This is a genomic window from Pseudomonas tructae (assembly GCF_004214895.1).
GTDB classification, from domain to species: Bacteria; Pseudomonadota; Gammaproteobacteria; order Pseudomonadales; family Pseudomonadaceae; genus Aquipseudomonas; species Aquipseudomonas tructae.
The window spans coordinates 2,724,985-2,751,614 of record NZ_CP035952.1; the positions used below are offsets into that span (position 1 = coordinate 2,724,985).

At 62.7% G+C, this 26,630-nt stretch carries 17 protein-coding genes and 1 pseudogene; 13 read left to right on the top strand and 5 right to left on the bottom strand.

All coding sequences use genetic code 11. The annotated features are described in order from the left end of the window. The first annotated feature begins 63 nt into the window (after positions 1 to 63). Both EXN22_RS12575 and EXN22_RS12580 read left to right on the top strand, forming a co-directional pair. On the top strand, positions 64 to 1,254 hold the full coding sequence (locus EXN22_RS12575) for an NnrS family protein (protein WP_130264355.1): 1,191 nt from the start codon (positions 64 to 66) through the stop codon (positions 1,252 to 1,254). A gap of 18 nt (positions 1,255 to 1,272) precedes the next feature. Further along, positions 1,273 to 1,710 (top strand): CopD family copper resistance protein, encoded by a 438-nt coding sequence (locus EXN22_RS12580; RefSeq protein WP_130264356.1) that lies wholly within the window; start codon positions 1,273 to 1,275, stop codon positions 1,708 to 1,710. Positions 1,711 to 1,789: 79 nt separating this feature from the next. On the opposite strand, the pseudogene EXN22_RS12585 reads toward EXN22_RS12580, so the two are convergent. Further along, a pseudogene (locus tag EXN22_RS12585) lies at positions 1,790 to 2,224 on the bottom strand (hemerythrin domain-containing protein); the annotation flags it as partial. A gap of 165 nt (positions 2,225 to 2,389) precedes the next feature. On the opposite strand from EXN22_RS12585, the gene norR reads away from it, so the two are divergent. The 7 genes from norR (at position 2,390) to ubiT (ending at position 9,009) form a co-directional block, all read left to right on the top strand. Next, positions 2,390 to 3,910, top strand: coding sequence for a nitric oxide reductase transcriptional regulator NorR (gene norR, locus EXN22_RS12590; RefSeq protein ID WP_130266812.1), 1,521 nt, complete (start codon positions 2,390 to 2,392; stop codon positions 3,908 to 3,910). Between the two features lie 81 nt (positions 3,911 to 3,991). Beyond that, positions 3,992 to 4,639, top strand: coding sequence for a pyridoxamine 5'-phosphate oxidase (pdxH, locus tag EXN22_RS12595; RefSeq protein ID WP_130264358.1), 648 nt, complete (start codon positions 3,992 to 3,994; stop codon positions 4,637 to 4,639). Between the two features lie 89 nt (positions 4,640 to 4,728). Beyond that, positions 4,729 to 5,283 (top strand): molybdenum cofactor biosynthesis protein B, encoded by a 555-nt coding sequence (gene moaB / locus EXN22_RS12600; protein ID WP_130264359.1) that lies wholly within the window; start codon positions 4,729 to 4,731, stop codon positions 5,281 to 5,283. Then, positions 5,280 to 6,515, top strand: a complete 1,236-nt coding sequence (locus EXN22_RS12605; protein WP_130264360.1) for a molybdopterin molybdotransferase MoeA — start codon at positions 5,280 to 5,282, stop codon at positions 6,513 to 6,515. Before moaB ends, EXN22_RS12605 begins: the two co-directional genes overlap by 4 nt. A gap of 133 nt (positions 6,516 to 6,648) precedes the next feature. Next, a complete protein-coding gene (gene ubiU, locus EXN22_RS12610) occupies positions 6,649 to 7,644 on the top strand; it encodes a ubiquinone anaerobic biosynthesis protein UbiU (RefSeq protein ID WP_130264361.1) in 996 nt (331 codons plus the stop codon). A gap of 10 nt (positions 7,645 to 7,654) precedes the next feature. Then, a complete protein-coding gene (locus EXN22_RS12615) occupies positions 7,655 to 8,545 on the top strand; it encodes a U32 family peptidase (RefSeq protein WP_130264362.1) in 891 nt (296 codons plus the stop codon). Further along, positions 8,539 to 9,009 carry a ubiquinone anaerobic biosynthesis accessory factor UbiT gene (gene ubiT, locus EXN22_RS12620; protein ID WP_130264363.1) on the top strand — a complete coding sequence of 157 codons (471 nt, stop codon included), beginning with the start codon at positions 8,539 to 8,541 and terminating at the stop codon, positions 9,007 to 9,009. Before EXN22_RS12615 ends, ubiT begins: the two co-directional genes overlap by 7 nt. Positions 9,010 to 9,104: 95 nt before the next feature. Here the strand turns inward: ubiT and EXN22_RS12625 are convergent, their stop codons facing one another. The 4 genes from EXN22_RS12625 to EXN22_RS12640 all read right to left on the bottom strand — a co-directional run bounded on the left by EXN22_RS12625 (position 9,105) and on the right by EXN22_RS12640 (position 18,242). Beyond that, entirely contained in the window at positions 9,105 to 14,654 is a 5,550-nt protein-coding gene (locus tag EXN22_RS12625; RefSeq protein ID WP_130264364.1) for an RHS repeat-associated core domain-containing protein, read from the bottom strand. Positions 14,655 to 15,029: 375 nt separating this feature from the next. Then, positions 15,030 to 15,707 (bottom strand): Crp/Fnr family transcriptional regulator, encoded by a 678-nt coding sequence (locus tag EXN22_RS12630; protein WP_130264365.1) that lies wholly within the window; start codon positions 15,705 to 15,707, stop codon positions 15,030 to 15,032. An 88-nt stretch (positions 15,708 to 15,795) separates the two neighbouring features. Beyond that, the gene (gene narL, locus EXN22_RS12635; protein ID WP_130264366.1) at positions 15,796 to 16,443 is read right to left on the bottom strand and encodes a two-component system response regulator NarL; all 648 of its coding nucleotides are present in this window, start codon (positions 16,441 to 16,443) and stop codon (positions 15,796 to 15,798) included. Next, complete coding sequence (locus tag EXN22_RS12640; RefSeq protein ID WP_130264367.1) at positions 16,440 to 18,242, bottom strand: HAMP domain-containing protein; 1,803 nt, start codon at positions 18,240 to 18,242, stop codon at positions 16,440 to 16,442. Before EXN22_RS12640 ends, narL begins: the two co-directional genes overlap by 4 nt. 316 nt (positions 18,243 to 18,558) lie before the next feature. Here EXN22_RS12640 and EXN22_RS12645 point away from each other — a divergent pair, with 316 nt between their 5' ends. From EXN22_RS12645 to narH, 4 genes are all read left to right on the top strand, one after another. Beyond that, entirely contained in the window at positions 18,559 to 19,854 is a 1,296-nt protein-coding gene (locus EXN22_RS12645; protein WP_130264368.1) for an MFS transporter, read from the top strand. Beyond that, positions 19,841 to 21,238, top strand: a complete 1,398-nt coding sequence (locus EXN22_RS12650) for a NarK family nitrate/nitrite MFS transporter (RefSeq protein ID WP_130264369.1) — start codon at positions 19,841 to 19,843, stop codon at positions 21,236 to 21,238. Before EXN22_RS12645 ends, EXN22_RS12650 begins: the two co-directional genes overlap by 14 nt. A gap of 73 nt (positions 21,239 to 21,311) precedes the next feature. Continuing rightward, positions 21,312 to 25,079 (top strand): nitrate reductase subunit alpha, encoded by a 3,768-nt coding sequence (locus tag EXN22_RS12655; protein WP_130264370.1) that lies wholly within the window; start codon positions 21,312 to 21,314, stop codon positions 25,077 to 25,079. A gap of 11 nt (positions 25,080 to 25,090) precedes the next feature. After that, positions 25,091 to 26,629, top strand: coding sequence for a nitrate reductase subunit beta (gene narH / locus EXN22_RS12660; RefSeq protein ID WP_130264371.1), 1,539 nt, complete (start codon positions 25,091 to 25,093; stop codon positions 26,627 to 26,629). Position 26,630 lies beyond the last annotated feature (1 nt).

Here is a 26,630-nt window from a genome sequence, read left to right on the forward strand (position 1 = left end):
CCAATGGCAGATGATGACGCCGGGTTTGTGTGCGGTTCCGGCACCCTGTTAAGGAGAGGCTTGATGCAAGTACTTGATCGCCGTAAAGCGCTGGCCATCGCGCCGCTGCTGCGGCTGGCGTTCCGGCCGTTGTTCCTCGCCGGCTGTGGCCTGGCGATGCTGGCCATACCGCTGTGGCTGGCCGCTCTCAATGGCGCTCTGGGCAGTTGGCAGCCGGCCGGCGGCTGGCTGGCCTGGCACCGGCATGAACTGGTGTTCGGATTTGGCCTGGCGATCATTGCCGGCTTTCTGCTGACCGCAGTGCAGACCTGGACCAGTCAACCGGGCCTCAGTGGCAAGCCGTTGGCAGGCCTGGCGCTGCTGTGGCTGGCAGGACGGCTGGCATGGCTGGGCAATGCGCCCTGGCCGTTGCTGGCGCTGCTGGAGCTGGGCTTCCCGCTGCTGGTGGCGGTACTGATGGGCAGTACCCTGTGGCGCGTGCGGCAACAACGCAATTACCCGGTGGTGATGGTCCTGCTGTTGCTGGCGGCCGTCGATGGCTTGGCGGTGTATGGGCTGGTGCAAGGCCACGACGGCTGGCAGCGCCAGGGCGTGCTGGCGGGTATCTGGCTGGTGGCGGCGATGATGGGCCTGATTGGCGGGCGGGTGATTCCGTTCTTTACCCAGCGCGGCCTGGGCCGGGCCACGGCCGTGGTGCCCTGGCCCTGGCTCGACTGGCTGTTGCTGGGCGGCTCTGCGCTGGTGGCGGTGCTGTATGCCACAGGCCTGGCGCTGACAGCCAGTACCTGGATCGGCCTGCTGTTCGGCGCCCTGGCGCTGGGGCATGGCGTACGCCTGTGGCGCTGGCATGATCGCGGGCTGTGGCGGGTACCGCTGCTGTGGTCGCTGCACCTGGCCTACGCCTGGCTGGCGCTGGCGTGTTTGGGCATGGCCTTGTGGCATGTGGGCATCGGCTTGAACCCGAGCCTGGCCGTGCACTGCCTGACCATCGGCGCCATGGCCGGCCTGATCCTGGCGATGATCGCCCGGGTCAGCCTTGGCCACACCGGTCGGCCGTTGCAGCCGCCGGCGGGGATGACCCTGGCGTTCATCCTGCTCAACCTGGCCGCAGTCAGCCGGGTCCTGCTGGTGCTGTGGCTGCCGTTGGGGGGTTTGTGGCTGGCAGGGTTGTGCTGGGTGCTGGCGTTTGCCTTGTATGCCTGGCGCTATGGGCCGATGCTGCTGCGCGCCCGGGTCGACGGGCACCCGGGTTAAGTGCCTGGAGGGGCAAGGATGATCTATCCGTATGTGTTGGTGATTCACCTGTTGGCGGCCATCGCCTTTATCGGCACGCTGTTTTTCGAGGTGTTTATCTGGCGTGTGGCACGGCGCCAGGTGCCGCCTGCGGCCCAGTCCGGGGTCGACCAGGCCTTGTCGCTGCGTTCGCGCAAGGTGCTGCATGGAGTGGTGTTGCTGCTGTATGGCGCAGGCCTGGTGCTGGCCTGGCACCACCGCGCGGCACTGAGCCAGCCGTGGGCCAGCAGCTTTGCCAGCCTGTTGAGCCTGAAAATCGTCCTGGCCCTGAGCATCATTGGCCACTACCTGCTGCTGGCGTACTGGTTGCAGCGCGGGCGGCTGAGCGAAGGCCGGGCGTGGTGGATTCGCTGCAGCATACTTGGGCATATGCTGGTGATCGTGGTGCTGGCCAAGGCGATGTTTTATTGGCATTAGCATCGCGGGGCAAGCCCGCTCCCACAGAGATACCTCAAACCCTGTGGGAGCGGGCTTGTCCCGCGATAAGGCCGCTACATCAAGCCTGCGCGTTGGTAAACAGCACATCATTCTCCAGCTGAATATGCTCCAGCAAATCCTCGCGAAACTCTTCCAGCCCCCGGTACAGGGTGCGCCAGGTATTGCACGCACCGTCAGGCGCGTTGATGTCGTGGGTCAACAGGCTCAGGCGTGCCAGCGCCTCTCCATGCTGGTCATGCTCAAGGCGCATCACCTGGATCGGCGCCGAGGCCTGGCGGCCCATGCCCCGTTGCAGCAGCGGGAACAGCACCTGTTCTTCCTTGAGCATGTGCCCTTCAAGTTCCTGCTGCATGTCCTGCAGGTGATCGGCCAGGCCATTGGGGCACTGTTCATGGCCGCCGTGGACCTGCTCCACACGGCGGGCCAGGCGGATCAGTTCCGGCAGTTGCTGACGGTGGCGGTCGTGATAACGGGTGAGGATGTGGGCGATCAGTTCGGTCGGGTTCATCGGGCTTCCTGGTTCGTGTGTAAGGATTGCCAGGTGGTTGCATCGCCCATGCCAGCTTTACTTGCGCGAAATCAAGGGCAATTGTGCGGGGTGTGGTGAAATTCACCCGATACTTCAGGGTAGAGACAACCACAGAGGGTGATGACTACCATGTTGCGTGAAAGCCTGGCCGCCGACCTGATCGTCGAGTTGCCCAATGCCGTGCGCTTGCAGCGCCTGGTGCAGACCCTGCGCGAATACTTCAACTGTGGCGCCGTCGGCCTGCTGCGCCTGGAGGGTGACAGCCTGCGTCCGCTGGCCTGCATCGGCCTGGTCCACGAGGCCCTGGGCAGGCGTTTCGTGATTGCCCAGCATCCGCGCCTGGCCGCGATCATGGCCTCGCGCGAGCCGACCTGGTTCGAGCCCGACAGCCGTCTGCCTGACCCTTACGACGGCTTGCTCGACACCGCCGTGCACGAGCCCCTGGCGGTGCATGACTGCATGGGCGTCAGCCTGTACGTGGAGGGCCAGCTGTGGGGCGCGATCACCCTCGATGCCCTGCAGGCCGGGACGTTCGGCAGTGACGCCCGCGATGAGCTCAAGCGCTGCACCCTGCAGATCGAAGCGGCCCTGCGGGTCACCCGCCTGGAGCAGGAGAACCGCAGCCTGCGCCTGTCGCGTAGCGACACCCAAGACCCGCGCAGGCCGGTGGAAGAGGCCGAGATCCTTGGTCACAGTGCGGTGCTGCAGCAGTTGCTCAACGAAATAGACGTCCTGGCCGACGCTGAGCTGCCCGTATTGCTGCTGGGCGAGACCGGGGTCGGCAAGGAGCTGTTCGCCCGCCGCCTGCATCGCCTGTCGCGACGCAGTCACAAGCCGCTGATCCAGGTCAACTGCGCAGCCTTGCCCGAATCCCTGGCCGAAAGCGAGCTGTTCGGCCATGTCAAAGGCGCCTTCTCCGGTGCCAGCAGCGACCGCGCCGGGCGCTTCGATGCCGCCAACGGCGGCACGCTGTTTCTCGATGAGGTCGGCGAGCTGCCGTTGAGTGTCCAGGCCAAGCTGCTGCGGACTTTGCAGAACGGTGAAATCCAGCGCCTGGGCGCCGACAAGCCGTTGCACGTGGATGTGCGCATCATCGCCGCCACCAACCGGCATTTGCCCGACAGCATTCGCGATGGCCTGTTTCGCGCCGACCTCTACCATCGCCTGTCGGTGTACCCGCTGCCGATCCCGCCGCTGCGCGAGCGCGGCAACGATGTGTTGATGATTGCCGGGCAGTTTCTCGAACTCAACCGCACGCGCCTGGGCCTGCGCGGCCTGCGCTTGTCGGCGGCGGCCGAGCGGGCACTGCTGGCCTATGCCTGGCCGGGCAATGTGCGTGAACTTGAGCATGTGATCAGCCGCGCCGCGCTCAAGCAGCTCAGCCGCGACGGCAGCCGCAACCTGATCATCACCCTGGAGCCCGAGGTGCTCGATCTCGACAGCGCACCGTCCGTAACACCGCTGGCCGACGTGCCGGTGCACCCCGGCCTGGCCTTTGCCTCCCTCGGTGAGGCCGTCGATGCCTGCCAGCGCCAGGCCATTCTCCAGGCCCTGCGCATAAGCTGCGACAACTGGGCCAGTGCCGCGCGCTTGCTGGCGGTAGACCCCAGCAACCTGCACAAACTGGCCCGACGCCTGGGCCTCAAGTAACGGCTGCGGTGTTGATGGTGATCAAGGTGGGGTGGGGGCGCAGCTTACAGACTGCGCACAACTTCACAGGAGATCACCGCCATGCCACTGTCCCTTGCCCAGATGCGTCGCAACTACACCCTCGGTGGCCTGCAGGAGGCCGCTGCGCCCCTGGAGCCGCTGAGCCTGTTTGCGCAGTGGCTGGCGCAGGCCCGCGAGACCGAACGCGAGCCGGTCGAGGCCAACAGCATGCACCTGGCCACCGTCGACGCCGAGGGCCGCCCGCACTGCCGGGTGCTGTTGCTCAAGGGCTTTGACCAGGAGGGTTTTACTTTTTTTGGCAACTACCAGAGCGCCAAGGGCCAGGAGCTGGCGGCCAACCCCTATGCGGCAATGACCTTCTTCTGGCCGGGGCTGGAGCGCCAGGTGCGTATCGAGGGGCCGGTGGCGCGCATTGATTCGCAGCTTTCCGATCGCTATTTCGATTCACGCCCCGAAGCCAGCCGCCTGGGCGCCTGGGCGTCGCCGCAGAGCCAGCCACTGGCCGACCGTGATGAGCTGCAAGCCTTGCTGGCGCAGACCATCCGCCGCTTCGTCGAACAGCCGCTGCGCCGCCCCGAGCACTGGGGCGGATACTGCCTCAAACCCGAGCGCATGGAGTTCTGGCAGGGCCGGGCCGACCGCCTGCATGACCGTCTCGACTACCGCCATCACGGCGGACAGTGGACCCGCCAGCGCCTGGCGCCCTGAGCGCAAGAGATACCTCCAAGGAGGAATAGGTTCGCCCAGGCTTTAGGTTCAGGCTTTGGCCCATCCACATTTCACGGGAAGCCCAGGCCATGGCCCATCTGGCGCAACGCAGCTTTACCCCCTTGAACATCGCCGTGCTGACCATCAGCGACACGCGCACCTTCGCCACCGACAGCTCCGGGCAGACCCTGGTCGACCTGCTGCAAGCGGCGGGGCATGTGCTGGTCGAGCGCGACCTGGTCAAGGACGATATCTACCAGATCCGTGCGAGCCTTTCGCGCTGGATCGCCGACCCCGCAGTGCAGGTGGTGCTGACCACCGGGGGTACCGGCTTCACCGTCCGCGACAACACCCCGCAAGCGGTGCTGCCGTTGCTGGACAAGCATGTCGAAGGCTTTGGCGAGTTGTTCCGCCAGGTCTCACTGGCCGAGATTGGTATGTCCAGCCTGCAGTCCCGGGCCTTGGCGGGGATGAGCAACGGCGTGCTGGTGTGCTGTGTGCCCGGCTCGCCCGGGGCCTGTCGCACGGCCTGGACGCAGATCCTCGAAAACCAGCTGGACAGCCGCACCGGCCCGTGCAACTTCGCGCCGCACCTCAAGGTCCAGGCCGAGCAGGCCCTTGAGGCCTGTGGAGCGCGGCCATGAGCGCGCCGGTCTGCGACAGCGGCAAGCTGATACCGGTCGATCAGGCCATCCGTCATTTGCTCGAACAGGCACCCGCACCGCCGGCGGCGCAGACGCTGGTGCTCGAACACGCCCTGAGCCGCGTACTGGCCGTTGATATCCATGCCCCGCGCAGCCTGCCGGGCTGGGACAACAGCGCCATGGACGGCTTTGCCTTCCGGGCCGCCGACCTGTCGGCCGCTGGCGGTTGCCTGAGCCTGGCCGGGCGCATCGCCGCCGGTCAGCAGGCCAGCGTTGCGTTGCAGCCCGGGCAGGCGGTGCGGATCTTCACCGGAGCACCCTTGCCGCCGGGCGCCGACACCGTGGCCCCCCAAGAGCTGTGCCGGGTCGAGGGCGAACAGGTCTGGCTGCCGGCCGCAAGCCTGGGTGAGCACGTGCGCAAGGCTGGCGAGGAGGTGCGCGAAGGCCACCTGCTGCTGCAAGCCGGCAAGCGCCTGCGCGCCCAGGAGCTGGGCCTGCTGGCCGCCTGCGGGGTGGCCTGGGTCGAGGTCTACCGGCCTTTACGCGTCGGCCTGCTGAGCAGCGGCGATGAGCTGCGTGAGCCTGGCCAACCCCTGGCCCCGGGGCAGATCTACAACAGTAACCGCTATTGCCTGAGCGCCCTGTTGCAAGGCTGGGGCGTGGAAGTACATGACTACGGCGTGATGGCCGACGAACTGGCGGCCAGCAAGCACGCGCTGAACCTGGCGGCGTCCGAATGCGACCTGTTGCTGACCTCGGGCGGGGTTTCGGTGGGGGAGGAGGATCACCTCAAGCAGGCGATCCAGGAACTGGGCAGTGTCGATTTCTGGCGCCTGGCGATCCAGCCGGGCAAGCCCCTGGCTTTTGGCGAGGTGGCGGGCCGGCCGTGGATCGGCCTGCCGGGCAATCCGGCTGCGGCGCTGATCACCGCATTGGTGGTGGTACGGCCCTTCCTGTTGCGCGCCCAGGGCGTGCGCGATGTGCTGCCGCGTCCGGTGGCGCTGCCTGCCGGTTTCGATTGGCTGCAGCGCAACAAGCGCCGCCAGTACCTGCGTGCGCGGCTGCTGCCCGAGGCGGGCGGTCAGTCCAGCGTGCAACTGCACCCTCAGCAAAGCTCGGCAATGCTCAGCGCCGCCTGCTGGGCCGATGGCCTGGCAGTGGTGGACTGCGAGCAGCAGGTGCACAAGCACGACAGCGTGCAGTTCCTGTCATTTGCCGAGCTGATGCAGTGAGCGGCCTTGATTGCCGTCAAGGTTCTACTGGGAGCGCTGGCTAGACTGGCAGCGCTTTTTCCAGTGCTCCGGGCCGGCTCGAGGTTTTCGCGTGCAGGCCAGTGGAGATAGGTTTCTTTGATGAGGAAAACCCATGCAACTGGTCTGCCCGGCAGGCAACCTGCCTGCACTCAAAGCCGCGGTGCGCCATGGCGCCGATGCGGTCTATGTCGGCTTTCGCGATGACACCAACGCCCGGCACTTTGCCGGCCTGAACATGGACGACAAGCAGTTCGACGCCGCTGTCGCCCATATCCGCCAACACCAGCGCAAGCTGTATGTCGCGGTCAACACCTACCCGCAGCCCCAGGGCTGGGAGCGTTGGCAACGGGCGGTGGATCGCGCCGCCGACCATGGCGTCGATGCCATGATTGCCGCCGACCCCGGGGTGCTGGGCTATGCGGCCGAGCGCCATCCGCAACTGAACCTGCACCTGTCGGTCCAGGGCTCGGCCACCAACGCCCGTGCGCTGGCGTTCTACGTCGAGCACTACAACATTCGCCGCGCGGTGTTGCCCCGGGTGCTGTCCCTGGCCCAGGTGCGCCAGGTGGCGGCCAGCGCCACGGTGCCGATCGAGGTGTTCGCCTTCGGCAGCCTGTGCATCATGGCCGAGGGGCGTTGCCACCTGTCCTCGTACATCACCGGCGAGTCGCCGAACCTGTGTGGCGTCTGCTCGCCCGCCAAGGCGGTGCGCTGGAGCGAAGACGCCGAGGGCTTGAGTGCGCGCCTGAGCGAAGTGCTGATCGACCGCTATCAACCCGACGAGCCCGCCGGCTATCCGACCCTGTGCAAGGGCCGCTTCGTGGTCGACGGCAAGCGCTTCCATGCCCTGGAAGAGCCCACCAGCCTCGACACCCTCGACCTGCTGCCGGAGCTTGCCGCCATGGGTGTCGAGGCGGTGAAGATCGAGGGCCGCCAGCGCAGCCCGGCCTATGTCGAGCAGGTCACCCAGGTCTGGCGCGCCGCGCTCGACGCCCACCGCCTGGCGCCGCAACGCTTCACGGTCAAGGACCAGTGGCGCCAGGTGCTGGCCGGTTTGTCCGAAGGCAGCCAGACCACCCTGGGTGCTTACCATCGATCATGGCAATGAGGGACTGCACATGAAACTCAGCCTGGGACCCGTCCTGTACTACTGGGACAAGGAACAATTGGGGCGTTTCTACAGCGAAATGTCGGCCTTGCCCCTGGATGTCATCTATCTGGGTGAAACCGTGTGCTCCAAGCGCCGGGCCATGAGCCTCGACCACTGGCTTGGCCTGGGCCGCGAGCTGCAGGCGGTAAGCCCGGCGCAGATCGTGCTGTCGAGCCTGACCCTGATCGAAGCCGCCTCCGAGCTCTCCAGCCTGCGCCGCGTGTGCGACAACGGCGAGCTGCTGGTGGAGGCCAACGACATGGGCGCGGTGCAGTACCTGGCCGAGCGCAAGCTGCCGTTCGTGGCGGGGCCTGCGCTCAACCTGTACAACGGTCATGCCGTGGCCAAACTGCTCGACTGCGGGATGATCCGCTGGGTGCCGCCGGTGGAATGCTCGGCAACGCTGATCCGCGCCGTGCTCGATCAGATCGCCGAGCTGGGCCGGGCGTTGCCGCAGTTGGAGGTGTTTGCCTATGGGCACCTGCCGCTGGCGTACTCGGCGCGCTGCTTTACCGCCCGGGCAGAAAACCGGCCCAAGGACGACTGCCAGTTCTGCTGCATCAACTACCCCGACGGCCTGGCCCTGAGTAGCCAGGAAGGCCAGGCATTGTTCACCCTCAACGGCATCCAGACCATGTCCGCCGAGGTCACTAACCTGCTGGCCGATTATGCCGGGCTGCAAGCTTGCGGCGCCGACTTGCTGCGCCTGAGCCCACGAGCCCAGGGCATGGTCGAGGTGGTCCAGGCGTTTGCCCGGGTGCGCCAGGGCGAGACGCCGCCGCTGTGTGTCGAGGGTTGCAACGGCTACTGGCACGGCCAGGCGGGCATGTTGCGGGTCGAGGAGGTGGGCCTGTGCTGAGCCGATCGCAATGGCTGTTGAAGGGCGCCGACAAGGTGCTGCCGCTGGTCCGCCGGGTGCCGTTCGTGATCCAGCGCGTGGCCTTGCAGCAGGCGCTCAACCGCTGCCTGGCCGAGCCCTTGCGCGACGGCGAGTTCGACCTGTTGCGCGGGCGCTGGTTGTGCCTGCGCATCCCCGACCTGGATCTGGCCTGGTACCTGACCCGCAACCGCGAAGGCCTGCAGATTGCCGAGCGGGCCAAGGCCTGCGTGACCATTCGTGGCAACTGGCGCGAGTTCCTGTTGCTGGCCAGCCGTCAGGAAGACCCGGACACCCTGTTCTTTCGCCGCCGCCTGGTGATCGAGGGCGATACCGAGCTGGGCCTGACCCTGAAGAACCTGATCGACAGCCTCGACCCGGAGGTATTGCCGGTGTGGTTGTGGCGCAATCTGGAGCGGGCAGGGAAGGGTCTGGCGGCGGGGTGATGGGCGCCCCAGGTAGCGAGAGACGTGGAGCGTGGTAAGGTCCAGTGAATTGCTCTGTAAACGCTGAAAACCCTTCCCTTACCACGCACTATCACCTATGGAAGCCAGCCGATGTTGAGATCATGAATAATAGAATTTACGGAGTTTGGAAACATCGAGCGCCAGGCTCTAACAAGTCCGTTAGTAGGGTTTATGGGGCCAAGATTAAATGTACTCCGTAACCAAGAATCATTTAAACTATAGCAATAGGCATGAACGTGATGCCCGGGGAGTGTATGGTGCATTTTTAATTGCTCAACGCTGAGGGGAAAAGCCTTGGCTTCGCTGCCAATGTAGTGAACGTGAATACCCCGTCCCCCAAGGTTTGGATGAAGGCGTACTGCTCGCTCCAGTTCCCTCCAATTCCCAACAAAGGGTACATTGAGGGTGTCGTATTTGATGTCTTGATAGTAAAAGTGAGTAGCGTCTAAGTCTGGGTATCTCTTTATAAACGTGTTTTTTTGCGTCATCCAGTTTTTTCCTGCGGGCTCCCCATGTACTCCAGTATAGATGTGAATATCACTGTCAGATCCCCTACGGCCGATGGCTTTCAAAGGAGCCTTCAATCGTTCGGCGTCGACAAGGCCATCAGCCGCCCAAATGTGAACCCCGTTACGGCCCCTTGGGACCATTTCATGCCATTTTGCCGGGCTCGAACCGGGTGCTATTTTTGGTGCCCTCCATCCCAGCGCACTACTTTCGGCACGGGTAACCATCCTGCCAGCGGAATGGGAGGCCAGCTTGCCAGCACCATAAGCTGCCAATCCTGATGCCACCGCAAACCCCAACCCCACATACCCCAAGGTCCGAGCCAGTTCCGGATCACTCTCCTCCAGCACCGCCGAGGCAATATCGAACCCCGCCGCGACAACTGCCAGGCCGGTAACCCCCAACGATATCGCCAATGAGTTGCCACCCGTAAAGGGCGCCAGCAACAGCCCCAGCACCGCTGTACCGATTCTAAATTCGCGGCTGTACATCAATGGATAGCTGGAGTTGTAGCTGTAACTCGTGATTTCCCTGTTATGACCACTGGGGTCATGATAGTTGACCGGGTCCCCACCACAGTAGGCGTAAGCCGACGGCCCGCCTGGACCGAACGGGCTGTCACTATCGCGCGACAGAAATGAAAAGTACTTCGGGTCGTAAACACGATAATTACCCAGGTAGTAAACGTCCATTGGCAAGTTAACTTCGCCTTTGAATCCGAACAGTGCGGCATCCGTTCCGGCCCCTCGTTCACCATACGCTGAGTAGTCTATATGTTTAATGTTTGTACCGTTCACGGCGGCGAAGGCAGTGCCCGTTAAATCACGCAGCACGAAGCTTGTAGAACTATCGTCAACGGCAGGCTCGGTGAGCTCGCGTGTATGTTCTTGCTGCAAGTAACATCCACGGCTTTCATTCAGCATCAACATGCTGCCACGTTGACCCCATGGCGCTTTCCCGGAGATAACCGTTTTAGCGTAAATCCGGCCAAAACGATAATGATACTGACACCCCCAGCTGCCTTCCGGATCAGGCGTGTTCGCGCCGCAGTAATTGTTATAAATCGCACGCAGACGACGACTTTCATCATACCTCAGGTCATAGCGATGCGAATTCCCCACCACGGCGCCTTTCAACTGCCCGTTGGGGTAATATTCAATACCGCTCGATGTCAACGCTCCTTTGTCGTCAAGACTTACGGACGTCGCAATGTCGCGGAGCGTGGCATTTTTCATTACATCCGCATGTTTTGGATCGAACTCGAACTGAGACACCACGTTGAAAACATCAAATGATCGCTCACATTTCTCAACTCGCCCTAGCACATTATAAGTATAGGCTTCCCTGACCTTGCTCTTATCCGGTCCTTTGGTACGTGTCCACTCCTCTAGCCGCCCCTGGCTATCGTAGACGTAGGCGTTGCAGGTCTGTTCACTCCCGCCTTCGCTCAGCACCGACTTGAGCAAGCGTCCTGTCTGGTCGCGCTCACACGTGAGCACCAGTGTCTTCATACCCGGGCAGGTAAAAGAGCGCGAAATCTCATCGCCTGAAACATCATAGCCATAGGCAATGGTCATACTGAGCTTGCGACTCAGGTCCTTCACTTCTTCCTCGATCAACACGCCACTGTCAGCGTACTTCAATACGGTTTCACACAAACTGCTTTTGCTCTTTGTCAACCGCCCCCATGCATCGTAGGTGTAGACGATGTCGATGCCGTTGATGTCGGTGAAACCCAGCACTTGCCCGCACCGGCTCAAACGCGTTTTCGATGTAGCCGTCTCACCTACTTCTGTGTCGATCTTGCTGATAACGCAACTCTCGCTGAGCGTGTAGGCCTTGGCATCCCAGGTGGAAGTAAACCCCTTCATGACGGAAGGCCCCTGCGCAGCGTCTACTGTTGGCAACCGCGAACTACCGGTGTAGGCAAAATCTTGCTTCGCTCCATTGAGCGTACGGCTTTTCAAGCGTCCCAACGGGTCTACCGCTTGCCGCCCCAATGATATGGCAACATCATCCTTGCCCGCCCCCTTGATTGTCGCTTCTGTTGCAACACTTCCCCCCAGCGTGGCTTGATAGCTGTTGTTGATGACCACGCCACCCGAATCTTGCTCTGTCAACCTACCGAAGTGGTCATAGCCGTAGGCGGTCGTCACCCCATCTTGTACGCTTAGTTTGCTGAGCAGGCCATTCCAGCCATAGCTCATTCTTGCGCTGGTCAAAGGGGTCACCGTGCTGTCTTTGACCGAGTCCTGGCGTGCCGCAACCGGGCGCCATTGATTGTCGTAGGTTGTCGTCTCCTTGAGCATCGGCCCACTGCTATCTGCTACTTGTCGGGTCAAGGTGCGCTTGCCGAGATCAAGACGCTGTGACAGTTCAAAGCTGCCGTGCTTCATTCGCTTCTCGCCGCCACTGCCGCTGAACGTCACGCTTTGGCTGTCGAGGGTCTTGCCTTGCCCATCCATCAGTGTGGTGGTGATTTCGTTTGAACTTGCCTGATAAGCCCAGGATGTTTGCAACTTCTGGATGCACTTGTTAGCCGCATCGTAGTCATACTTGATATCAACCGATGGCCGCCCGTATCCGTCGAGTTGCATGTCACTCAGCAGAATCCAGTTTCCCTCATCGCAGACCCAGGACTGTAACATCCGCCCATTCTGGCTCCATACGCTGCGCTCGCCACTTTTACCATCAGCCGTCAGCTGATCGAACTGGTACACACTGTCTTTAAGCACCTGATGAGAGAACTGGTTCGCAACAATCAGCGTGTCGCCTTGCTTGACCTGCCGCGTCTTGACCCGTCCCGTTTCGTCGTATTCGATCTGAGTGCTTATCGCGTTGCTGTCGATCGTTTGGTAGCGCCTGCCCGATAGCTCGGACAGGGTGTTGCTTGAGTTCAATGTGGGCACCCCCACAGCCGTCACACTTGTTTTGACCGTGAGTTTGCGCTTGTTCTGGCTGTCCCGGCTGTAGGTCATAAGGGTGGTGACCTTCGAGGCCGCCACTTTATTGCCTTCGGCGTCCAACTGCTGGACCGTGTTCGACTTGACCTGGCCAAAACCGGCGTTGTTACCATCGGTCTCATAGGTCAGATCCTCAAGCTGCAGGGTATCGGCCACCCAGGGTTTCTTCAGCTTGAACCCACTGCCATTGAATTTGCTCTGGGCCTTGAGATTGTCATTCAGTGACGCCAGTGCCGCTTTATAGGCGTCTGTATCCGTTTGGTTGTTGTCATTTATGCGCGCATTCAAATGATCGACATAGGTCTTCGCTGCGGCCTTGGCAATCTCCAGCTGTTTGGCGGAAATATCGATTTTTTCATAGGAAGGGTTGGTCACTGTCAACTTTATCGACGGCACCAGTACATACGCACGGGTCAGTGCCGCATGTTTGGCAGGCACAAATTTATCGTAGCCAAAATAGGTCAACCGCTGGGCATGGACTTGTTCGTCTTCCTTGCAATAGACCAGCTCAGACTCAAGGTGGGTGGAGAATCCCTCGGGGCTACCCGGATAACCAACCTTCACAGGCAACTCAAAGGCGTCCATCGCGTAGTGACTGCCGGTGGGTGTTGTGCTCACCCGTACATAGCTGACCGTACTCCAGGTCAGTCCACGGCTGCCAAAAATCAGATTTCCCCAACCGATGGGGTTGGCGTAATCAAAGAGAGACAGGGCGGCGGTGGTAACGCCGTTGGCAGTGCCGCTGGCTAGGCTGACGCTGCTGACGCGTTCTGTGGTCTCGGTAAGCTCGTACTTATCGTAGTCGTTGTAATAGGTCCACTCGGTGAACTGATTCCCCTGTTGCTGCGACACCAGATTGCCTCGAGCATCAAAGGTCTGAACCACTTCTTCAACCATCACCCCCGACACTTCCCGGGACAGCGTAATAGTTGCCGTATGTGAGGCGCTATCAAGCTTAACGTTACGACGTTGGGTAATGGCTTCACCTTCAACCGTCGATGTCAGCGACTGCGAACCGTCGGCATCGAAGCTATACACCTCACGCGCCACCTCCCTGGCGATTTCGGCCTCGCTCCCGGTGTGATCCTTGCCTATGACGGTACCCTGAACATAAGTGATCGTGGTTTTACCGGTTTCATAGGTATAGGTCGCCACCACGGGCTCATAGCCATCGTTGGCAGTTGCGCTCGAGTGGTTTGCCGCAGAGGTGGTGTAGGTGGCGACTTTGCCATCCTTGCCATAGGTCACGGCTTCAAGCGCCGTGTGGGTCACGTTTTCGTTGCTGCCGGTGATCTGATCGACGCGCTTCACCTCCACCTGCTTGATTTTTCCGCCCGTGGTGTCGATACGGTATTCCTGCTCATCCGCGCCGATGCCCACGCCTTTCAAGGTGATGACCTGAGCCTTGTCCTCGCTTGCGCAAGTGCAGGTGATTTCTTCATTGGAACCCGGAAACACAACCACCTTCTGCAGTGCGGTGGCCCCTGTCCCTGATGCCCATTCGGCGGTCATCAAGGCGCCGTTGGCATCCGCAATCCTGGTCAGCTTCGGTACTGTCGTCCGGTCTCGCCAGGTAAACTCCAGAGAACGTCCGGAAGGAAACACCAGGCTTTTCAAGAATACCTTTGAGTTGTGGGGGCTATTGCCACCGCCAGCGCACTCGAACACTTGGGCGATGCCGTTTTTACCAATCAATGCCACACTCCGGTCGCCCGTTTCCTGGCGCGTGTAATCCGTCGCGGCTTCCCACTCCTTAAACTCTATGTCAGTCATGCTGTCCAGTGCGGACTCACTCATGGTCTCGTCTTTGTCCCGCATCTCCTTGGCCAACTGGGACATCGCCTTGACAAACGCTCTTGCATCCAGAGCCAATCCCATGCCTCTAAGCAAGCCATGGTCACGCGAGCCAAATGAGAAATCGGCCGCAGGGGCGTTGTACAGAGGCACGCCGCTCAAGGTAAACGTCAGGTCATCGGGGCGACCGATGACAGACCAGGAGCCGTGTGACAACAATTGCAAGCCCGGCTGGTGCAGGTCACTGACAAGACAAACGTCGAACACCGCTTCCTGCCCGTCTTTCAATAAACTGGCCAGCGCAATGCGCAGTCCGCCGTGACCGCTGTGCTCGTCAATGTGGATCAAATTGTTAGCCATTTTTCTCTCCGTGAAGTGCAATTTACAGCGTGTCAAGACGGCAGTTGGCCGCTTATCAATAAGCGAATCGTTGCAATCCGGATCAGTGTTCTGCCGGTCACGCCGTATTTAGCGGCCTACGACAAAAGCCGACAACTGACAAAAATGACAGGTCCTGACGCCGTGACCGGGGCTGAACGGCCACTGCATCGGCTGAAGCGGCTTGAGGCTGGTCAGCGATGGTCTTAGGAATTACCCCCTATGCAGTCTGTTTACTTCAGCTGAAGGCTCACGGAGAGGGGGCTGGTTGAAGACGCTCAGAGGGGGCGGGTGGCTATTTTTGCAGTGTCTGTACAGAGGCCTCCAACTGCTCCCAAACATGAGCAGAGTACTCGGCTACTGTTGATAAGCCGCCAGCGCTTTGGCAGCCAGGATATGAATACTGCGCCGCTCCATGGCAATCAGGCCGCTTTCCACCAAGCGGTGCAGAGTGCGTGAAAAGGTCTCCGGCTGGATGCCCAGCTTTGAGGCCACCAGGCGTTTGGACACCTGCAACTCGACCCGGCCAGTGTCCGGGTCGCACTCTTGCAGCAGGAAGTTGATCACCCGCCGGCTGGCGCTGGCCGAGGTCAGGGTGTCGATGTCCTTGAGGCGCTGGTGCAGGTGGATGCTCATGCTCGCCAAGATGGCCAGGCACACCTGCGGCTGGTCTTCCAGGGCGTTGCGGTAGTGGCCGCCGTCGATGCTGATGAGCACGCAATCCTTGAGCGCGGTGGCCGTTACCGGGTAGCTGCGGGCCTGGCTGAACAGCAGCGCTTCGGCAAAGGTCTGGCCCGGCTGGATGATTTCCACCAGGTGCTCCTGGCCCTCGGCGCTGAGCCGGTACAGTTTGATCTGGCCACTGACCAGCAAGAAGAAGCGCTTGGCCGGGTCGCCCTGGTGCATGAGCGTGTCATGGCAGCTCAGGCGCCGGAGCATGGCCAGGCCGCAGACGTCTTCGAAGACTTTCTCCGGCAGTTGGCTGAACAGGTGGTGACGACGTAAAACCAGAACGGTAGAAGGGTGGGTGAGCATGGCGTCCTCCGCTGGCGCCTATGGTAAAACCTGCGGCGCCGGCGGCCCATGCCTCTGCCGGTCTACCTCCAAAGGGGCAGTCTGCAGTTCAGGCGCTGTGGCGCAGGTGCTCCATGGCCCACACCGCCGCCTCCACCCGTGAACGCAGGCCAAGCTTGTGCAGCAGGTTCTTCACATGCACCTTGACCGTGCCCTCGGTGATGCCCAGCTTGTGGCCGATGACCTTGTTGCTGTAGCCGCTGGCGATGGTCTTGAGCACCTGGCGCTCGCGTTCGGTGAGTTCCACTTCCGGCTGGCGCGGGGGCGAGCGCAGGGCCTGGGCCATGACCCGGGTCAGGCCGGGGCTGATCACCAGGGCGCCGGCCATGGCGTCGCGGATGTACTGGATCAGCAGCTCCGGCTCCATGTCCTTGAGCAGGTAGCCGTCGGCGTCCAGGCGCAAGGCGTCGCGGATGTCGTCTTCGGCATCGGACACGGTGAACAGCAGCACCTTGCCGGCAAAGCCCTGGCTGCGCAGGTGGCGCAGGGTTTCAATGCCGTTCATCTGCGGCATGTTGTTGTCCAGCAGCACCAGGTCCGGTTGCAGCGAGGGGATCAGCGCCAGGGCTTCTTCGCCATGGTTGGCTTCGCCGACGATGTCAAAGTCGTCTTCGAGTTCGAGCATCTGGCGGATGCCGCGGCGCATCATCGGGTGGTCGTCGACCAGCAGTATGCGGTAGCGCGGGGAGGGGTTCATACAGGGTTACCTTCGTTCAAGTGCCCGAGAAATTCCGGGCGAAATGCCATCTGTACCCGGGTGCCTTGGGGCTCCCGGCCAACAATGTGCAACTGCCCGCGCAGGCTGCGGGCGCGCTCGTCCATGATGTTCAGGCCATGGTGCTCGCGCAGGTCATGGGTGCCGCTAAAACCACGGCCATCGTCCTCGATCGACAGGCACACCTGCTCGCCATGCTGGCGCAACTGCAGCCAGGCGTTCTGCGCATGGGCGTGGCGCAGGCAGTTGGACAGCGCCTCGCGGGTGATCTGCAGGATGTGAATCTGCTCGCTGGCCGACAGCTCGAACGCCAGGCTGTCGACGTGCAGGTGCACCTGGAACTCGCCGCGGCGGGAGAACTCCTCGGCGGTGTCCTTGAGTTCCTGGACCAGGCCGGCGTCGTGGATCTGCAGGCGAAAGGTGGTGAGCAACTCGCGTAACTGGCGGTAGGCGTTGTTCAGGCCTTCGCGCAGTTCGGCGGTGACGTTCTCCAGGGTCGCCACCGGTTCACCACGGCGCATCAGCGTTTGCATGCGGCTGACCTGCAGCTTCATGTACGACAGTGCCTGGGCCAGGGAGTCGTGCAGCTCGCGGGCGATGATTGCGCGCTCCTCTAGCAACACCAGGCGGTGGTCCTGTTCGCGCTGGCGCTTGAGCGACAGCGAGGTGCCGATCAGGTTGGCCAGGGCCTGGATCAGTTCGGTTTCCCAGGCTTGCGGGTCATGGCTGTCGATAAACTGCGCCTTGAGTTCACCCAGGGTGCTGCCCTGGTTGCTGATGCTGAAGGCGTGGTGGTTGCCGCGCTGGTGGCGCTGGCAACTGGCGCAATCGCTGACCGCGCAGATCTTGCGGCTGTCGGCGCCATGCAAGGCCAGCAGTTGCTGGTCCGGTGCCTGCACCTGGCCGTGCAGGCACAGCGACAGGCGCAGCCCCGGCAGGCGCTGCTGAAAGCGCCGGATCAACTCATCGAGGCCTTCGGCGTTGGCCAGCCGCGTGGCCAGGCTGCGGCTGCTCTGGTACAGCAGCTCGAGGGCGGCGTTGGCTTGTTGCAGGTTGAGGGTTTTGTGCTGCACCTGGGTTTCCAGGGTGCGGTGCGATTCTTCGATGGTCTGGGCCATGGCGTTGAAGCTGGTGGCCAGCTCGCCGAGCTCATCCTCGGACTGATGATTGACCCGGGTCTGGAACTCGCCACGGCGAAAGCGCTGGGTGGCGTCCACCAACTCCTTCAAGGGGCTGATCACGTTGTACTGCAGCTCATACAGGCCAAACAGCAGGACGATCATGGTGGTGAACAGCGCCGCGCCCTGGATCACCTGCTGCCAACCCTGTTTATGCTCGCTCTGCTGTTGCAGCAGGCTGACGAACTGGTTGAGCTGGTCGACGAAGGGCAGGGTGCTGGCCTGAAAGCCCGCGGCGTCGCCACCTTGCAAGGCCGGTAACAGGGTCTGCTGCCAGTAGTCCTGCAACTGCTGGTAACTGGCCTGCAATTCGCGGTTCTTGCCGTCTTCGAGCACCGCGTGCAGCGCCTGGCTGTTGAGCCGCTGCTGCAGGCTGTCGCGGATGCGCTCGAGCTCGGCGGGCTCGGCGCCGGCGGCCAGCTTCCAGGCCAGGTGGTAGGTCTCCATGCGCACGGAGCCTGCGGTGTTGATGGCCGCCGCATCACCCTGGCTGAACCAGGCGATCAGCCCGGCGCTGAGCGAGCTGGCCAGGGCCAGTACGGCGATCAGAATCACCGCAAGGCCTGCGCGGGCAGGCAACGAGCTGCGCAGCCAGCCGATCATGGGCGTGGGCCGGGGGCGAGGTGGGGAAAACGGCACATGGAGCACTCCAGGGTGTTGCAGCTGATCGTTTCGCAGCCGGTCCCTGGCGCTCTACCTCTAAAGAGTTTGCAACCGCCAGTTTGGCCGCCAAGCCTGGCGGGAAACTGACAACACCCTGATAAACAAAGGGTTTAGAGGTTTTTCGGCGCTACCTCGTTGGAGGTAGGCAGCCCAAGCATAGGCCCAGTAGCGCCAGGGCTTCTTTGATCGGGGTCAAGTTTTCTCGGGGTTTGCCTCTCTAGTCTGCGGCCCATGGCTACCTGACTGGAGACCCAAGATGACTCAACCGCGAATACGCCAAGGCCTGGTGCTGGGCATGAGTACGCTGGCCTTCACCGTGTGCTTCATGGTCTGGATGATGTTTGCCGTGCTCGGCGTGCCGATCAAGGACCTGCTGCAGCTCAACGAAACCCAGTTCGGCCTGCTGGCCGCCACCCCGGTACTGACCGGCTCGCTGGTGCGCCTGCCACTGGGCATGCTCACCGACCGCTTCGGTGGGCGCAGCGTGTTCTTCCTGTTGATGCTGGCCTGTGTGTTGCCGCTGTACCTGATCAGCCATGCCACCGCGTACTGGCAGTTCCTGGTCCTGGGCTTGTTCGTCGGCCTTGCCGGTGGCTCGTTCTCGGTGGGCATCGCCTATGTTGCCAAGTGGTTCGAGCAGGACAATCAGGGCCTGGCCATGGGCATTTTCGGCGCCGGCAACGCCGGGGCGGCGGTGACCAAGTTCCTTGCCCCGGCGCTGATTGCCGCCGGCAGCTGGCAACTGGTACCGAAAGTGTTCAGCGCCATCTTGTTCATCACCGCCTTGCTGTTCTGGTTTCTCAGCGCCGACAACAAGGCCCACCGCAGCGCTTCGGGGGCGAGCCTCGGCGAGCAGCTCAAGGCCCTGGCCGAGCCTGCGGTGTGGCGCTACTGCCAGTACTACTCGATTGTCTTCGGCGGCTATGTGGCCCTGGCGCTGTGGATGACCAAGTACTACGTCCAGGAATATGGCTTCAGCCTGCAAAGCGCGGCGCTGCTGGCCGCCTGCTTTTCGCTGCCGGGCGGGGTGCTGCGCGCCGTCGGCGGCTGGATGTCGGACCGCTGGGGCGCGCAGAGCGTGACCTGGTGGGTGCTGTGGGTGAGCTGGATCTGCCTGTTCCTGCTGTCCTACCCGCAAACCCAGTTGCAGGTGCAGACCCTCAATGGCCCGCTGGATTTTCACATCGGCCTGAACCCCGCGCTGTTCACCGTGCTGCTGTTCGTCATGGGCATCGCCTTCGCCTTCGGCAAGGCCTCGGTGTTCAAGTACATCGCCAACGACTACCCGCAGAACATGGGCGCGGTGTCCGGCATCGTCGGGCTCGCCGGCGGCCTGGGCGGCTTCGTCCTGCCGATTCTGTTTGGTGCGCTGGTCGACCTGACCGGCGTGCGCTCTTCCTGCTTCATGTTGATGTACGGCGTGGTCTGGGTGTCGCTCATCTGGATGTACTTCAGCGAAGTCCGCAAGCGCCCGCTGCTGGGCAGACAGCCCGCAGCCGGCGCCCCTCCGTTTTCCAGTATTGCCCAAGGAGAAGACCATGTCGGTTCTTAAACAGCCTGACAAAGGCCCGGTGATTCACGACTGGCGCCCTGAAGACCCTGCATTCTGGGGCCGCAGCGGCAAGAAAACCGCGACCCGCAACCTGTGGATCTCGATCCCCGCACTGCTGCTGGCCTTTGCCGTGTGGATGGTCTGGAGCACGGTGATCGTGCGCCTGAATGCCATCGGCTTCAGCTTCAGCACCGATCAGCTGTTCTGGCTGGCGGCCTTGCCGGGGCTGTCGGGAGCGACCTTCCGGGTGTTTTACTCGTTCATGGTGCCGATCTTCGGTGGCCGGCGCTGGACGGCCCTGAGCACCGCCTCGCTGCTGGCGCCCGCACTGTGGATGGGTTTTGCCGTACAGGACCCGAACACCCCCTACAGCGTGTTCGTGATGATTGCCCTGCTGTGCGGCTTTGGTGGCGGCAACTTCGCCTCGAGCATGTCCAACATCAGCTTCTTCTACCCCAAGTCGCAGCAGGGCACCGCCCTGGGCCTGAACGCCGGGCTGGGTAACCTGGGCGTCTCGGTGATGCAGTTCTGCGTACCGCTGGTGATCACCTTCGGCCTGTTCGGCGCCCTCGGTGGCCAACCGCAAGTGCTGGCCGACGGTGGCCGGCTGTGGCTGCAGAACGCCGGTTTCATCTGGGTGCCGTTCATCCTCCTGGTCACCGTGCTGGCCTGGTTCGGCATGAACGACCTGTCCAGCGCCAAGGCCTCGTTCAGCGAGCAGGCGGTGATCTTCAAGCGCAAGCACAACTGGCTGATGTGCTGGTTGTACCTGGCCACCTTCGGCTCGTTCATCGGCTTCTCGGCGGCCTTTCCGCTGCTGATCAAGACCGCTTTCCCGCAGGTCAATGCCCTGACCTTTGCCTTCCTTGGCCCGTTGGTCGGTGCCCTGGTACGCCCACTGGGCGGCTGGCTGGCGGACAAGCTTGGCGGCGCGCGGGTGACCCTGTGGAACTTCGTGCTGATGATCGTCATGGTCTTCGGCGTGCTGGCTTTTATCCCGGCCCAGGGCGAGAGCGGCAACTTCTACGGCTTTCTCGGCATGTTCATGCTGCTGTTCATCACCACCGGCATCGGCAACGGTTCGACCTTTCGCATGATCCCGGTGATCTTCCGCACCCTGCACGAAAAAGCCGCCAGCGGCAAAGGCGCTGCCGCCCGCGAGCAGGCGCTCAAGGATGCCGGCAAGGAGTCGGCCGCAGTACTCGGCTTCAGCTCGGCCATGGGCGCGTTCGGCGCGTTCTTCATCCCCAAGACCTTCGGCAGCTCCATGGCCCTGACCGGTGGCCCGCAGATGGCCTTCTACATGTTCGTCGGCTTTTACCTGAGCTGCATCGTCGTGACCTGGTGGTGGTACGCGCGCAAAGGCGCCGCGACCCCCTGCTGACAGTACCCCGAATTCACACCTTGCCCGGGCGGGGCACAGAACCCCGCAGCAGCAAGCCTGAGAGGAAAGCACCATGAGTCATTTACTGGATCAACTGCGGTTCTTCAACCGCAAGCAGGGCGAGTTCGCCGACGGTCATGGCGAAACCCGCAAAGAGTCGCGCGACTGGGAGAACGTCTACCGTTCGCGCTGGCAGTACGACAAGATCGTGCGCTCCACCCACGGGGTCAACTGCACCGGCTCCTGCTCGTGGAAAATCTACGTGAAGAACGGCCTGATCACCTGGGAAACCCAGCAGACCGACTATCCGCGCACCCGCAACGACCTGCCCAATCACGAGCCACGCGGTTGCCCGCGCGGGGCCAGCTACAGCTGGTACATCTACAGCGCCAACCGCCTGAAATACCCGAAGATCCGCAAGCCGCTGCTCAAACTGTGGCGCGAGGCGCGCCAGAGCATGGCGCCGGTGGAAGCCTGGGCGAGCATCGTCGAGAACAAGGCCAAGGCTGACTCGTACAAGAGCAAGCGCGGCATGGGCGGTTTCATTCGTTCGAGCTGGGATGAAGTCACCGAGATCATCGCCGCCGCCAACGTTTACACCATCAAGCAGTACGGCCCCGACCGGGTAGTGGGCTTCTCGCCGATCCCGGCGATGTCGATGGTCAGCTACGCCGCGGGCGCCCGCTACCTGTCGCTGCTGGGCGGCACCTGCCTGAGCTTCTACGACTGGTACTGCGACCTGCCGCCGGCATCCCCTATGGTCTGGGGCGAGCAGACCGATGTGCCGGAGTCGGCCGACTGGTACAACTCCAACTACATCATCGCCTGGGGCTCCAACGTTCCGCAGACCCGTACCCCCGACGCGCACTTCTTCACCGAGGTGCGCTACAAGGGCACCAAGACCGTGGCCATCACCCCCGACTATTCGGAAGTGGCCAAGCTCACCGACCTCTGGCTCAACCCCAAGCAGGGCACCGACGCGGCCCTGGCCCAGGCCTTCAACCATGTGATCTTCAAAGAGTTTCACCTGGACCAGCCCAGTGCCTACTTCACCGAGTACGCCAAGCGCTACACCGACCTGCCGGTGCTGGTGCTGCTCAAGCCGATGCTCGGCACCGCGCCGGGCAACGGTTACCAGCCGGACCGCTTCCTGCGCGCCTCGGACCTGGCCGGCAACCTTGGCCAGGACAACAACCCGGAATGGAAAACCATCGCTGTCGATGCCGGCGGCGAACTGGTCTCGCCCCAGGGCTCGATCGGTTATCGCTGGGGCGAGCAGGGCAAGTGGAACATCCTCGCCCGTGAAGGCGGCGAGGGCCGCGAGATCGACCTGAGCCTGAGCCTGATCGGTGGCGATGTCGCCGAGGTGGCCTTCCCGTATTTTGCCGGTGAAAGCCACGAGCACTTCCAGCACGTTGCCGGCGATGCCGTGCAGTACCGCCGCGTACCGGTGCGCAGCCTGATCCTGGCCGATGGCAGCCAGGTCAAGGTGGCCACGGTGTTCGACCTGTCGGCGGCCAATCTTGCCATCGACCGTGGCCTGGGTGGCGCCAACGTGGCCCGCGACTACGACGACGCCAGCGTGCCCGGCACCCCGGCCTGGCAGGAGCAGATCACCGGCGTCAGCCGCGAGAAAGCCATCCAGATCGCCCGCGAGTTTGCCGACAACGCCGACAAGACCCGTGGCCGCTCGATGATCATCGTTGGCGCGGCGATGAACCACTGGTACCACATGGACATGAACTACCGCGGGCTGATCAACATGCTCATGCTCTGCGGTTGCGTCGGCCAGACCGGCGGCGGCTGGGCCCACTACGTCGGCCAGGAGAAACTGCGCCCGCAATGCGGCTGGCTGCCCCTGGCCTTCGGCCTGGACTGGAGCCGGCCGCCACGGCAGATGAACGGCACCAGCTTCTTCTATGCCCACAGCTCGCAGTGGCGCCACGAGAAGATGAGCATGCACGACGTGCTCTCGCCCCTGGCCGACAAGAGCCAGTTCCCCGAACACGCGCTGGACTACAACATCCGCGCCGAACGCGCCGGCTGGTTGCCCAGCGCGCCGCAGCTCAACACCAACCCCTTGCACATCTGCCGTGATGCCGCTGCAGCCGGCATGGCGCCCAAGGACTACGTGGTCAAGGGCCTGCACGAAGGCAGCCTGCGCTTTGCCTGCGAGCAGCCGGACAACCCGGTGAACTTCCCGCGCAACATGTTCATCTGGCGCTCCAACCTGCTCGGTTCCTCCGGCAAGGGCCACGAGTACATGCTCAAGTACCTGCTCGGCACCCGCAACGGCGTGATGAACGAGGACATCGGCCAGGTCGGCGACTGCAAGCCGCAAGAGGCCGAATGGGTCGATGAGGGCGCCATCGGCAAGCTCGACCTGGTGACCACCCTGGATTTCCGCATGTCCTCGACCTGCGTGTATTCCGACATCGTCCTGCCGACCGCGACCTGGTACGAGAAGGACGACATGAACACCTCGGACATGCACCCCTTCATCCACCCGCTCTCGGCCGCCATCGACCCGGCCTGGGAGTCGCGTTCGGACTGGGAAATCTACAAGGGCATCGCCAAGGCCTTCTCGGCCATGGCCCAAGGGCACCTGGGCATCGAGCAGGACCTGGTCACCGTGCCGCTGATGCATGACAGCGTCGGTGAACTGGCCCAGCCGTTCGGCGGCACCGACTGGAAAACCGCAGGCGTTGCGCCGCAGCCGGGCAAGAACGCGCCGAACCTGCAGGTGGTCGAGCGCGACTATCCGAACATCTACAAGCAGTTCACCTCGCTGGGCCCGCTGCTGGAAAAACTCGGCAACGGTGGCAAGGGCATCAACTGGAACACCGACACCGAAGTGAAATTCCTCGGTGAGCTGAACTACCGCGAAGTCGAGCCGGGCATCAGCCAGGGCCGGCCGAAGATCGACAGCGCCATCGACGCCGCCGAGGTGATCCTCTCGCTGGCACCGGAAACCAACGGCCATGTGGCGGTCAAGGCCTGGGCGGCGCTGTCGCAGTTCACCGGCATCGACCACAGCCACCTGGCGTTGTCCAAGGCCCACGAAGCGATCCGCTTTCGCGATATCCAGGCGCAGCCGCGCAAGATCATCTCCAGCCCGACCTGGTCGGGGCTCGAAGATGACCACGTCAGCTACAACGCAGGCTACACCAACGTCCACGAGAACATCCCGTGGCGCACCATCACCGGCCGCCAGCAGTTCTACCAGGATCACCCGTGGATGCAGGCGTTCGGCGAGCAGTTGATGAGCTACCGGCCACCGGTCAACACCCGCACCATTGCCGGGGTTAAAGACAAGCGCAGCAACGGCGAGACCGAGATCGTCCTGAACTGGATCACCCCGCACCAGAAGTGGGGCATCCACAGCACCTACAGCGACAACCTGCTGATGCTCACCTTGAGCCGTGGCGGGCCGATCGTCTGGCTCTCGGAGATCGACGCGAAAAAGGCCGGCATCGAGGACAACGACTGGATCGAGTGCTTCAACGCCAACGGCGCGCTGACCGCCCGGGCGGTGGTCAGCCAACGAGTCAAGGAAGGCATGGTGATGATGTACCACGCCCAGGAACGGATCGTGAACGTGCCGGGCGCCGAAACCACCAAGACCCGCGGCGGCCACCACAACTCGGTTACCCGCGTGGTGCTCAAGCCGACCCACATGATCGGCGGCTACGCGCAGCAGGCCTACGGCTTCAACTATTACGGCACGGTCGGTTGCAACCGCGACGAATTCGTCGTGGTGCGCAAGATGGCCAAGGTCGACTGGCTCGACGGTTCGCGCGGCGATGAGCTGCCCCGTCCACTGCCGACCGACATCGAATAAGGAGTGCTGTCATGAAGATCCGTTCACAAATTGGCATGGTCCTGAACCTGGACAAATGCATCGGTTGCCACACCTGCTCGATCACCTGCAAGAACGTCTGGACCAGCCGTGAAGGCATGGAGTACGCCTGGTTCAACAACGTTGAATCCAAGCCTGGGGTCGGCTACCCGAAAGAGTGGGAAAACCAGGACAAATGGAAGGGCGGCTGGGTGCGCAACGCCAACGGCTCGATCAACCCGCGCATCGGCGGCAAGTTCCGGGTGCTGGCGAACATCTTCGCCAACCCCGACCTGCCAAGCCTGGACGACTACTACGAGCCGTTCGACTTCGATTACCAGCACCTGCACACCGCGCCCCTGGGTGAGCACCAGCCCACCGCACGGCCGCGCTCGGTGGTGTCGGGCAAGCGCATGGAAAAGATCGAATGGGGCCCGAACTGGGAAGAAATCCTGGGTACCGAGTTCGCCAAGCGGCGCAAGGACAAGAACTTCGACCAGATCCAGGCCGACATCTACGGTGAGTACGAAAACACCTTCATGATGTACCTGCCGCGCCTGTGCGAGCACTGCCTGAACCCGGCGTGCGCGGCGTCCTGCCCAAGCGGGGCGATCTACAAGCGCGAAGAGGACGGCATCGTTCTCATCGACCAGGAAAAATGCCGCGGCTGGCGCATGTGCATCAGCGGCTGCCCGTACAAGAAGATCTACTTCAACTGGAAGAGCGGTAAATCCGAGAAATGCATCTTCTGCTACCCGCGCATCGAAGCCGGCATGCCCACCGTCTGCGCCGAAACCTGCGTGGGCCGCATCCGTTACCTGGGCGTGCTGCTGTATGACGCCGACCGCATCGCCGAGGTGGCCAGCACCGCCAACGAGCACGACCTGTATGAAAAACAGCTGGAGATCTTCCTCGACCCCAACGACCCGGCGGTGATCCGCCAGGCCCTGGAAGACGGCGTGCCGCAGTCGGTGATCGACGCCGCGCAACGCTCGCCGGTGTACAAGATGGCCGTCGACTGGAAGCTGGCACTGCCGCTGCACCCTGAATACCGCACCTTGCCGATGGTCTGGTACGTGCCGCCGCTGTCACCGATCCAGAACGCTGCAGCCGCCGGTACCGTGGGCATGAACGGGGTGATTCCGGATGTCGACAGCCTGCGCATTCCGCTGCGTTACCTGGCCAACCTGCTCACTGCCGGTGACGAAAAACCGGTCAAACGTGCGCTCAAGCGCCTGCTGGCCATGCGCGCCTACAAACGCGCCGAGCAGGTCGAAGGCGTCCAGGACCTCAAGGTGCTTGGCGACGTCGGCTTGAGCGTGAACCAGGTCGAGGAGATGTACCGCTACCTGGCCATCGCCAACTACGAAGACCGCTATGTGGTACCCAGCGCCCACCGCGAAGAAGCCATGAGCGATGCCTTTGCCGAGCGCGCAGGTTGCGGCTTCAGCTTCGGCAGCGGTTGCAGCGGCAGCTCCGATACCAACATGTTCGGGGCAAAGAAAGCCAACCGCCGCGACATCCTCAAAACCGTACAGCTGTGGGAGGAATGAG